The sequence below is a fragment of the Pseudomonas sp. genome (assembly GCF_051660785.1).
GTDB lineage: Bacteria > Pseudomonadota > Gammaproteobacteria > Pseudomonadales > Pseudomonadaceae > Aquipseudomonas.
Genome location: NZ_JBOFQE010000015.1, coordinates 1 through 11060 on the forward strand (window position 1 = coordinate 1; position 11060 = coordinate 11060).

The window sequence follows — 11060 nt, forward strand, 5'->3', positions numbered from 1 at the left end:
CTCAGACCAACGCGCGACCTACCTGACGTCGTGGTTGCACGAGTACAACTGGCATCGCCCGCATGCCAGCCTGAGTTATTTGCCACCGATTAGCCGAATAGCATCCGTGAACAACGTGGTGGGTTTACACAGCTAGCTCCCACATTGGATTTGCTGTGGACGGTGACCGCCTCAAATCCCCTGTGGGAGCTAGCCTGCTAGCGAAGCTTTCCAGCCTTAATTCGGGTTTGGATCAGCGACGAGTCGTCCGGCATCCCTTGTCAACGACTTGAGAAACTCGGTCTGCAACTCTGGATCATTGCGGGTCAGTTCGATCAGGCTTTGCTCCAGCTCGCTGGCTTCTTCTTCCAGACCCAGTTCCGACAAGCGCTTGACCCGGTGTACCCACTGGCTCACTTCGTCGTCTTCGAGGTCGTCATAAATCAGGCCATGGGCTTCGAGCAGCTTGCCGCGCAAGCCACTGCTGACCGCCAGGGACGAGTCGGTGTGCACATCGTCCTGACCATCTTCGACACTGATCAACAGTCGGCTCAGATGATTGATGTCATGTTCGGCGAACGGGCTGTCCAGCAGGTTAATGCGTAAAACACCGTTTTTGTCGGTGCTCAGCTCGAACGTTTCCTTGCCGGCTTTCACCACCACCGGACGCTCGCTCCAGGGCAGGCTCGAGTATTCGGTGCGCTTGTCGAGCTGGATTTCATCGATCCCGGCCAGGTTTTGCTGCGCCCGCCCGTTGGACTGCACGTTCATGAACGGGTTGAGCCCGGCAAAACCGTAGCTCATCCAATCCTTGGTGACGCTGTCCGGCAGGCTGCCGAGGGCAAACACGTTGACCACGTTGGCGCCGACACCGCCCACCACTGCCACCGCGCCCAACGGGATCTCGTAGACCTCCCGCCAGGGTTGGTAAGGCGTGTAGCGGTCGTAGTGACGCGTGACTTCGAATTCGGTGACTTCGAACGTCTTCTGCTCGTGGATTTTCACCCGCCGTTGCGGCAGCTCAAGCACCTTGGGCTCACCGACATCGATCTGCAGGCTGTGATCGAGCAATTTGCGCTCGACACGCTCCTCGTGCTCGCTGCGTTGGGACATGTGATTGGCACAGCCGCTGACCAGCAGGGTGCCGCACAGGGCGGCACCACCGAGGCCTAAGGTGTTTCGCTTGAACATGACTTCTCTATCTGGTGTCAGCGGCGGATACGGGCCTGGAGGAAAGACAGCACGTCGGCAACCGGCAGCGCTTGCGCTTCAGGTTCGGTACGGCTCTTGTATTCCAGATTGCCTTCGGCGAGGCCGCGGTCACTGACCACGATCCGGTGAGGAATGCCAATCAGCTCCATGTCCGCGAACTTGATGCCCGGGCTGGTTTTCTTGTCGCGATCGTCCAGCAGCACTTCGAAGCCGGCTGCAGTCAGTTCTGCATACAGCTTGTCGGTGGCTTCGCGAACCTGTTCGGTCTCGTAGCGCAATGGCACCAGGGCAACCTGGAAGGGCGCCAGTGTGTCGCTCCAGATGATCCCGTTCGCGTCGTTGTTCTGCTCGATGGCCGCAGCCACCACGCGGGAAACGCCGATGCCGTAGCAACCCATTTCCAGGGTGACTGGCTTGCCGTTCTCGCCCAGCACTTCGCACTTCATCGCCTTGCTGTACTTGTTGCCCAGCTGGAAGATGTGCCCGACTTCGATGCCGCGCTTGATTTCCAGGGTGCCCTTGCCATCCGGGCTTGGATCGCCGGCGACCACGTTACGCAGGTCGGCAACGGTCGGAACTGGCAGATCACGCTCCCAGTTCACGCCGAAGTAGTGCTTGTCGTCGATGTTGGCACCGATGCCGAAGTCGCTCATCAGCTCGACGGAACGGTCGATGATGATTGGCAGTGGCAGGTTCAGTGGGCCAAGGGAACCGGCGCCGGCGCCGATGGCGTCGCGCAGTTCGGCTTCGGACGCCATGACCAGCGGGCTGGCAACGCCAGGCTGGTTGCCGGCCTTGATTTCGTTCAGCTCATGGTCGCCACGGATGATCAGGGCAATCAGCTTGCCTTTCTCTTCAGCGTGAACCACCAGGGTTTTGATGGTCTTTTCAATCGGCAGATTGAATTTTTCCACCAGCGCGGCGATGGTCTTGGTATCTGGCGTGTCGACCAGGCGCAGCTCTTCAGCAGGTGCCGGGCGGGTGGTTTCCCGTGGCACGGCTTCGGCTTTCTCGATGTTCGCGGCGTAGTCGGAACCGTTGCTGAAGACGATGTCGTCTTCGCCGGATTCGGCCAGCACGTGGAACTCGTGGGAACCGGCGCCGCCGATGGAGCCGTTGTCGGCTTCTACAGGACGGAACTTCAGGCCCAGACGGGTGAACACGTTGCAGTACGCCTGGTGCATGCGGTCGTAGGTGATCTGCAGCGAAGGCTGATCAGCATGGAACGAATAGGCGTCCTTCATGATGAATTCGCGGCCGCGCATCAAACCGAAGCGTGGGCGGATTTCGTCACGGAATTTGGTCTGGATCTGGTACAGGTTGATCGGCAACTGTTTATAGCTGCTCAGCTCGTTGCGCATCAGATCAGTGATGACTTCTTCGTGGGTCGGGCCGGCGCAGAAATCGCGACCGTGGCGATCCTTGAAGCGCAGCAATTCAGGGCCGTACTCTTCCCAGCGACCGGATTCCTGCCACAGCTCAGCCGGTTGCGTGCTCGGCATCAACACTTCGAGAGAGCCTGCGGCGTTCATTTCTTCACGAACGACGGCTTCGACCTTGCGCATCACTCGCAAGCCCATCGGCAGCCAGGTGTACAGGCCCGAGGCGAGTTTGCGGATCATGCCGGCGCGCAGCATCAGCTGATGGCTGATGACGACCGCGTCGGAAGGCGTTTCTTTCTGTGTGGCGAGCAAAAATTGACTGGTGCGCATGGTTGGCCGTTGTCGGTTGCTGATGACGAGAAATGACGGAGCATTGTACGGGCGAGATCCGCTGGCGTACAGGCGTGCGGTCGGCGGTGTGGCACGAGGGCGGGAATCATCGCGCCCTCTGCGAAATGTCCTACGATTCTTCCGCGACCTGGGTCGGCACCGGTTCGGGTGTCGGCGTCGGGCCTGCACGGCGGCTCTCCTGGAACCAGTGCAGGGCGATCAACAACAGCGTCGGAACGCCCAGCAGCGCCGTGATCAGGAAGAAGTTGTGGTAACCGAATTTCTCTACCATGACCCCTGAATAGCCGCCGATCAGGCGTGGCAGCAGGAGCATGATCGAGCTGAGCAGGGCGTACTGGGTGGCCGAGAATTTGAGGTTGGTCAGGCTCGACAGGTACGCGACGAACGCCGACGTCGCCAGGCCCGAACTGAAGTTGTCCAAAGAAATGGTCAGGATCAGCATGTTCAGGTTGGCGCCCATGTCGGCGAGCATCAGGAACAGCAGGTTGGTGCCGGCGGACGCGATGCCGCCGATCAGCAGGATTGGCAAGATGCCGAAACGCACGATCAGCAGGCCACCCATGCCGGCACCGACGAGGGTCATGATCAGGCCGAAGATTTTGCTGACGCTGGCGATCTGATCCTTGGTGAAGCCCTGGTCGATGTAGAACACGTTGGCCATCACGCCCATGACCGTATCGGACATGCGGTAGGTGGCGATCAGCCCGAGCAACAGGAACGCCTGCCAGCGATAACGCAGAATGAAGTCGTTGATCGGCGTCAGCACCGGCGCCAGGCCACGGCGGCCCATGGCCGACAGGCACAGAAACGTAAGCGTGGTGTAGAGGATCGCCCGCAGGAAGGCGCGGTCTTCGAGCAGCAGGTCGAGCGGGCTCACGCCTTCGAACAGCACGCTGGCGAAGTCGGTGTTGTAGAGCTGGGTGAACATGGCCGGTACGGACACCAGCAGCACGATCAGCACAAACACCGACACCAGTTGATGCATGAAACTGTAGCGACCGGCCTGAAGTTGAGTGCGCAGGGGCACGGGCGGTTCGCGCATGAACAGCGTAGTCAGCAGCGCCGGGACCATCAGGGCGCCAAACAAGATGTAGGTGCCGGCCCATGCCGAATGCTTGTAGTTGAAGCCTGTAGAACCGAAGCCTTCAGCGAAGAACAGCGCGCCGGCCGTCGCCAGCAGGGCAGCGATCCGATAGCCAGACATATAGCTGGCCGCGAGCGCGGCCTGGCGAGTGTCGTCGGCGATTTCCAGACGATAAGCGTCAACTGCGATGTCTTGCGTCGCCGAGGCAAAGGCGACGACCACGGCAATTGCGATCAACCAGGACAAATGCTTTTGCGGGTCGCAGAAACCCATCCCGATCAGGCCGAGGATTACCAACGCCTGGGAAAGAACCAGCCAGGAACGTCGTCGACCGAGCTTGCCGAGAAAGGGCAGGCGCCATTGGTCGAGCAGCGGGGACCAGACCCATTTAAAGGCATAGGCCAAACCGATCAGGCTTGCATAACCGATGGTTTCGCGGGCCACACCGGCTTCACGCAGCCAGACGGAAAGCGTCGAAAACACCAGCATGTAGGGCAGGCCGGCGGCGAAACCAAGCAACAACAACACAAGCGTCGAGGGGCTGGCATAGGCGGCGAGCGCGGCGCGCCAGGTTTTACGGGGCATGGGCTGGAGTCTGCCTCAAGAATTACGGAAACAAAGCGCGCACTCTAACCGCTGTGCTCTACCGGGCGCCAGCCATGGCGCTGAATATCAACACGATTGTTCAGGATACTGACGCCTTCGGAGCGCAATCGCGCGCGCTGCTCGTCCCCTGAAGGGCTGCCCACGGGCAGGCTGATCCGGCCGCCGGCGCCCAGTACACGGTGCCATGGCAATTTAGTGTCGCCGGGCAGTTGACTCAATGTGCGTCCCACCCAGCGGGCGGCTCGTCCCAGTCCGGCGAGCTCGGCAAGTTGACCATAGCTCACCACTTTGCCCTCGGGCACCTGCGCGAGGGTCAGGTAGAGCGCCGTGCGTCGGATTTGCGCGGCACTTTCGGTTTCAGTGGTTGAGTCGGTCACGTCCGTGGTTCCTGAAAAAGTTCGCATTACCGTCTGTAGAGTAAGTCCTGAATCAGCCATTGAGAAATGAACTCAATAGAAATAGTCGGGTCAGTCCATGCTAGGGTCTTATTCCTTCGGATAATGCCGACTTTTTTTCGCAATCTTGAGCCTGTATTTGCTTATGGTGTCCAGAACCCTGCTGTGCCTTGCTGTCCTGAGTGCTTCTACGCCCCTGCTCGCTGATACCGTCTGGTTGAAAAACGGTGACAAGCTGAGCGGCAAGATCACGCTGTTCGATGGCGGTAAATTGCTGATCCAGACCGAATACGCCGGTGCGGTCCCGATCGACTGGAAACAGGTGAAAACCCTGGAAAGTGATCAGGAACTGCTGGTCAAGCAGGATGCCTACACCGGCGAGAAGGCCAAGTCACTGCATGCGGCAGACGACGGCAAGGTGACGCTGGAAAATGGCGAAGCACCGAAGACAGTCGAACTGGCGAGTATCCAGCAGATTCTCAAACCCAAGCCGGTCGTTGAAGATCTGGTGTGGAAAGGGAATATCGACGCGGCGCTGGATTACCAGCGCGCGGAAAAAGATACCGATGACTACGACATCGACTTCAAGACCACTGCCCGCCATGGCAAATGGCGGCATATCGCTGAAGGCGAGTACAACCGCGAATTCCAGGATGACGTGGTCACCACCGACAACTGGCGGGGCGAGTACTCGCTCGACCGCTTCCTGACCGAGAAATGGTTCTGGCAGGGCCGCGCAGTCTATAAGCGCGACAAGGTTGAAGACCTTTCCCGTCAGCGCACGGTCGGTACGGGTCCGGGTTACCAGTTCTGGGATGACGAACTGGGCGCGTTCTCCCTGGGCTCGCTGATCAACCGCACGGACTATAAGTTCTCCGATGGCAGCAAGGAAAACTTCTACTCCCTGGCGATGAAGTGGGATTACAACCGCTACCTGATTGGCAAGCAGGTCGAGTTCTTCACCAACGGCGAAGTGGGCAAGCCGCTGTCGGGCGTGGCGGATTACGCGCTGGATGCCGAGGTCGGGTTGCGTTACAAAGTCACCGAGTGGGCATCGCTTAACCTGAAGGCCGAGCGAGACGTCATCAGCGGCACCGACGATGCCGATCTGGAAAAGACCCGTTACACCGCAGGGTTTGGCGTGGCCTGGTAAGACGCAAAAAATCGCAGCCACTGGCTGCGATTTTTTTTGCCTGCAAAACACTCAGGCACAAAAAAGCCCCGCTTTTGAGGGCGGGGCTTTTTACTAAAGCAAGTACAAGTTAGATAACTTGAACTTCTTCAGCTTGCATGCCTTTCTGACCGCGGGTAGCGATGAAAGAAACCTGTTGGCCTTCTTTCAGGCTTTTGAAGCCGTCGGATTGGATAGCTTTGAAGTGAACGAACAGGTCGTCACCGGATTGTGGAGTGATGAAGCCGAAGCCTTTTTCATCGTTGAACCACTTAACGGTACCAGTTTGGCGATTAGACATGGTGTAACTCCTTGAACAAAGATAACTGCGACGCAGGAAGAACCCTGGCCGAGACTGAGTGCAAAGAGCAGGAAAAATTCTTGTAGATGGTTGGATCGAAATTCAACATATCGTGTAGAGATTCTCAGTGACACAAGCAGCACAGTGGCGCCACCTTAACCCTTTTTCCGGAACGTGCCAATGCTTGCGGCGAAGGTTTCTCTGTTTTCATGACTGACGGTGCATCGATTTGCGGTGAAGGCCCAGATATCACGGGGGATCGCCGAGAATTATGCCCCGGACTTTGAACCCGGAGCGCGCGACCGGTAAGATGCCGGACAGAATTTTTCCACCTCGCTATTCAGGACACCCGCCATGAGCATCAAATCGGACAAGTGGATTCGCCGCATGGCGCAGGAACACGGCATGATCGAGCCGTTCGTCGAGCGTCAGGTTCGCGGCAGCGACGATAACCGTGTGATCTCCTACGGCGTGTCGAGTTACGGCTACGACGTTCGGTGCACCAATCATTTCAAGGTGTTCACCAACATCAACTCGGCCATTGTCGACCCGAAAAATTTCGATGCCGGCAGCTTCGTCGATATCCACAGTGACGTCTGCATCATCCCGCCGAACTCTTTCGCTCTGGCCAGTACCGTTGAATACTTCCGTATTCCGCGCAACGTATTGACCATTTGCCTGGGCAAAAGCACCTACGCCCGCTGCGGCATCATCGTCAACGTCACCCCGCTTGAGCCTGAGTGGGAAGGGCACGTGACCCTGGAATTCTCGAACACAACTAACCTGCCGGCGAAAATCTACGCCAACGAAGGCGTGGCGCAGATGCTGTTCCTTGAATCCGACGAAGAGTGCGAAGTGTCCTATAAGGACCGTGGCGGCAAGTATCAGGGCCAACGCGGCGTGACCCTGCCACGCACCTGAACGATTCATCTGGCAGGTCGCGGGAATTCTTGAGCGGGTAGACACTCTATTGGGTGTACTGCCCGGTTCGCGCACAGCGGACGGGGCCATCGCTCAGGAGTGCTTTATGAAGATCGATCCGCAAATAAGTGCCGAACTGGCAAGGCTTGAGCCCAATCAGGTTGGCGTCTTGGCCTGGTCCTTGTTGGCACATCCACCTATCAGCATGGCAGGGGGCATCCCCGGTCAGCCTGATCCCGATACCCCCAACGAACAACCGACCGAGCCCGGTGAGCCTACTCTGCCGGATGAGCCGCCTCCCGCGCCGGTAGCCTGATCTGTCATCGAAAAATGAATGGCCAGTCAGCTGTAGTCCCTGAAGACTTCAGCTGACTGGCCATATTTCGTTGTCGCCGATGACAAAGATCCGGCAGCTGTCGTCCCGTTCGACCTGATAACCGCCGGTAAACGCGCCGAAGGCCGGTAGCACGCTGATGTCCTCTCCCAATCTGAAACAGGCCAGTCGCAGGCTCTGTCGACCCCGGCCGTTCAGCCGATAAACCGGATGCACATGTCCGGCGAGCACATGCCGGTGCGGATGCGGATCGGGCTCATGTTGCAAGGCGAACGGCCCGAGCAGCAGCGGTTCAGGCACTACGCGAATGTCTAATGAGGCTGGCGGGTCTCCGGCGCGTTTGTCGTGGTTGCCGCGGATCAGTGTCATCGGCAGATCCGGGTGCCGTGCCCGCCACGCAGACAGTGCGCTTAACGTGCCGGTGGCATGGGAGCCTGGCCCGTGCAGAAAGTCCCCAAGGAAAATCAACTGTCGGCAGGGCAGGGCCGCCAACAGCCCGTCCAGCACTGCGATGTTGCTGGCGGTGGTGCCATGCGGCACCGGCTGACCCAGGCTTCGATAGGCCGCAGCCTTGCCGAAATGCACATCAGCGATCAGCAGCGCTTGTTGCGCAGGCCAGTAGATGGCTTTTTCCGGCAGCAGCCACAGTTCTTCACCGGCCAGCCGCACGGGATAGGGCGTACTCATCAGGTTTTTCCGGTTTCGGCGGTTTTCTCAAGGTCGGTAACCATGCGTCGGATACGGTCCGCGAGCTTCTCCGAACTCATGCTTTCCCGCATGCGCTCAACCAACAGCGGAAACCCCAGCGGTGTAGGACGCTTGATGTGATGCAGGTCCATTTTCAGCCGATTGAGTCGCGCCAACGTCTGTTCCAGACGCTGAATATCCAGTTCTTCCCGCAGGACTTCTTCCCCGGCCTGGGCCAGCAACAGATTCCCCGCGTCGTACTGTTTGAACACTTCAAAGAACAGCCCGCTGGAGGCTTGAACCTGCCGCGTGCTTTTCGGTGCGCCGGGGTAGCCGGCAAACACCAGCCCGGCAATTCGTGCGATTTCCCGAAAGCGGCGCACCGCGAGCTCGCCGGCGTTCAGACTGGCGAGCACGTCTTTCAACAAATGCTCGGGACTCAACAGTTCGGGGTTCAACACCTGCGACCAGTCCACAGCCGTGGCGCTGAGTAACTCCAGTCCGTAATCGTTGACCGCAATGGAAAACGTCACCGCCTGCTGCTGACTGACCCGCCACGCCAGCAAACTCGCCAGTCCCAGATGCACTTGGCGCCCGGCAAATGGGTAAAGGAACAGGTGCCAGCCTTCGCGGGACTTCAGCGCCTCGGCCAGCAACGTATTCGAAGTCGGCAGCCCGGACCAGCGTTGTTGCACTTCCAGCAGCGGACGCAACGCCCGCATCTCCGGGCCGATGAACTCGCCTTGCTCCGCCGCACTGAAACGCGTGACCACTGCTTGCGCCAGTTCGTTGGAAAGCGGCATCCGTCCGCCATTCCAGCGCGGCACCGCGGCTTTTTTCGCGGTGCTGCGTTTGACGTAAGCCGTCATGTTTTCCACCCGCACCAACTCCAGCAAGCGCCCCGCGAACAGAAAACCGTCGCCCGGCTTGAGTCGGGCAATAAATCCTTCCTCGACACTGCCCAACTGCTTGCCGCCGCCACCCTTGCTCCAGAACTTCAGCTGAATGCTCGCATCGCTGACGATGGTGCCGATGCTCATGCGATGTCGCCGCGCCAACCGCGCATCCGGTACGCGCCAGACCCCATGTTCGTCAGGTTCGACCCGGCGATAATCCGGATAGGCTGTCAGGGAAAGTCCACCGTTGCGTACGAAAGCCAGCGCCCAAGTCCAATCCGCCGCGGTGAGATCGCGATAGGCCCAGGCACCACGGACTTCTTCATACAACTCATCGGGCAGAAACCCTCCGCCCAACGCCATGCTGACCAAGTGTTGAACCAGCACGTCCAGCGGTTTGTGCGGCGACTCGCGAGGCTCGATACGGCGTTGTGCCACGGCGTCCTGAGCCGCCGCCGCTTCGATCAGCTCCAGGCTGTGAGTCGGCACCAGTGTCACCCGCGACACCCGCCCCGGCGCATGACCGGAGCGCCCGGCACGTTGCATCAGACGCGCCACACCTTTGGCCGAGCCGATTTGCAGCACCCGTTCCACCGGCAGGAAATCCACCCCAAGGTCCAGGCTTGAAGTGCAGACCACGGCTTTGAGCTGACCTTCCTTCAGCGCTCGCTCGACCCAGTCGCGGGTGTCTCGTGAGAGTGAGCTGTGATGCAAGGCGATCAGCCCGGCCCAATCGGGGCGAGCCTCCAGCAAGGCCTGATACCAGATCTCGGATTGCGCGCGTGTATTGGTGAACACCAGGCTGCTGGGGCTGGACTCTATTTCGACGACCACTTGCGGCAACATCTTCAAACCAATGTGTCCGGCCCATGGAAATCGCTCGATGGCCGGTGGCAGCAACGTATCGACCCGCAGTTCCTTGGACGTTTGGCCCTGGACGCTGATGCCGCCACCCTGCGGGATCAAAACCTGTTCGGCATGGGCTTGGTTACCCAGCGTCGCGGAAACGCCCCACACGATCAGGTCCGGATTCCACCGACGCAAACGGGCGAGGGCTAGTTGCAACTGCACGCCACGCTTGTTGCCGAGCAGTTCGTGCCATTCGTCGACCACCACCATGCGCAAGGTCGACAGCGCTGTTTGCGCATCGGCACGGGCGAGCATCAGGGTCAGGCTTTCGGGGGTAGTAATCAGCGTCGTTGGCAGGCGCCGGCTCTGTCGTGCACGTTCGCTGCTGCTGGTGTCGCCGGTGCGCAGGCCGACGCTCCAGGGGATCTGCAAATCCAGCAATGGCGTTTCCAGCGCACGAGCCGTATCCGCCGCCAGCGCGCGCATGGGGGTTATCCACAGGACTGTCAGCGGTTCGGCAAGGGGTTTTCGTTTACGAGGGTTTTCAACAGGAGCAATCGACCTGGCGAAGCGATTGAGCGCGGCAAACCAGACTGCATAGGTTTTACCGGCGCCGGTGCTGGCGTGAAGTAACCCGGACTCACCGCGTCTAACCGCCGCCCACACTTGCTTCTGAAAGGCGAACGGCTTCCAGTCGCGGGCGTTGAACCATTGTTTTGCGTAGTCGGGGGAGGTTCCCATGCCGGCGGTATGCGTCCTGAAAGTCTTCTTTCAGTGACCGCGGCGCAAGGGCAAAGGTTTAATGAAGAAACACGATCCTGTAGGAGCCGGCTTGCTGGCGATGGTGTGTCAGACGCTTTGTTGTCGACTGACACAGCATCGCCAGCAAGCC

Annotated in this window: 11 protein-coding genes; 4 read left to right on the plus strand and 7 right to left on the minus strand. The window is 59.4% G+C overall.

From position 1 onward, the window contains the following. The coding region (locus tag ACRC4F_RS04155; RefSeq protein WP_438658216.1) for an integrase core domain-containing protein at nt 1–136 on the plus strand (136 nt) is incomplete at its 5' end. A gap of 80 nt (nt 137–216) precedes the next feature. On the opposite strand, the gene ACRC4F_RS04160 is transcribed toward ACRC4F_RS04155, so the two are convergent. The 4 genes from ACRC4F_RS04160 to ACRC4F_RS04175 form a co-directional block, all read right to left on the minus strand. Then, entirely contained in the window at nt 217–1170 is a 954-nt protein-coding gene (locus tag ACRC4F_RS04160; protein ID WP_438658209.1) for a hypothetical protein, read from the minus strand. A 17-nt stretch (nt 1171–1187) separates the two neighbouring features. Next, entirely contained in the window at nt 1188–2903 is a 1716-nt protein-coding gene (locus ACRC4F_RS04165; RefSeq protein ID WP_438658210.1) for a proline--tRNA ligase, read from the minus strand. Nucleotides 2904–3033: 130 nt separating this feature from the next. Continuing rightward, entirely contained in the window at nt 3034–4593 is a 1560-nt protein-coding gene (locus ACRC4F_RS04170) for an AmpG family muropeptide MFS transporter (protein WP_438658211.1), read from the minus strand. Between the two features lie 44 nt (nt 4594–4637). Further along, nucleotides 4638–5018: an MGMT family protein gene (locus ACRC4F_RS04175; protein ID WP_438658212.1), complete on the minus strand. Its 381-nt coding sequence runs from the start codon at nt 5016–5018 to the stop codon at nt 4638–4640. 136 nt (nt 5019–5154) lie between these two features. On the opposite strand from ACRC4F_RS04175, the gene ACRC4F_RS04180 reads away from it, so the two are divergent. Then, nucleotides 5155–6162: a DUF481 domain-containing protein gene (locus tag ACRC4F_RS04180; RefSeq protein ID WP_438658213.1), complete on the plus strand. Its 1008-nt coding sequence runs from the start codon at nt 5155–5157 to the stop codon at nt 6160–6162. A gap of 109 nt (nt 6163–6271) precedes the next feature. On the opposite strand, the gene ACRC4F_RS04185 is transcribed toward ACRC4F_RS04180, so the two are convergent. Further along, nucleotides 6272–6481 (minus strand): cold-shock protein, encoded by a 210-nt coding sequence (locus ACRC4F_RS04185; RefSeq protein ID WP_002554837.1) that lies wholly within the window; start codon nt 6479–6481, stop codon nt 6272–6274. A 354-nt stretch (nt 6482–6835) separates the two neighbouring features. Between ACRC4F_RS04185 and dcd the strand changes: the two genes are divergently transcribed. Both dcd and ACRC4F_RS04195 read left to right on the plus strand, forming a co-directional pair. Next, entirely contained in the window at nt 6836–7402 is a 567-nt protein-coding gene (gene dcd, locus ACRC4F_RS04190) for a dCTP deaminase (protein ID WP_110658603.1), read from the plus strand. A gap of 106 nt (nt 7403–7508) precedes the next feature. Continuing rightward, entirely contained in the window at nt 7509–7718 is a 210-nt protein-coding gene (locus ACRC4F_RS04195) for a hypothetical protein (protein WP_150630745.1), read from the plus strand. Nucleotides 7719–7766: 48 nt separating this feature from the next. Here the strand turns inward: ACRC4F_RS04195 and pdeM are convergent, their stop codons facing one another. Both pdeM and ACRC4F_RS04205 read right to left on the minus strand, forming a co-directional pair. After that, the gene (pdeM, locus tag ACRC4F_RS04200) at nt 7767–8423 is read right to left on the minus strand and encodes a ligase-associated DNA damage response endonuclease PdeM (protein ID WP_438658214.1); all 657 of its coding nucleotides are present in this window, start codon (nt 8421–8423) and stop codon (nt 7767–7769) included. Continuing rightward, nucleotides 8423–10909, minus strand: a complete 2487-nt coding sequence (locus ACRC4F_RS04205; protein ID WP_438658215.1) for a ligase-associated DNA damage response DEXH box helicase — start codon at nt 10907–10909, stop codon at nt 8423–8425. Before ACRC4F_RS04205 ends, pdeM begins: the two co-directional genes overlap by 1 nt. Between the last annotated feature and the right edge of the window lie 151 nt (nt 10910–11060).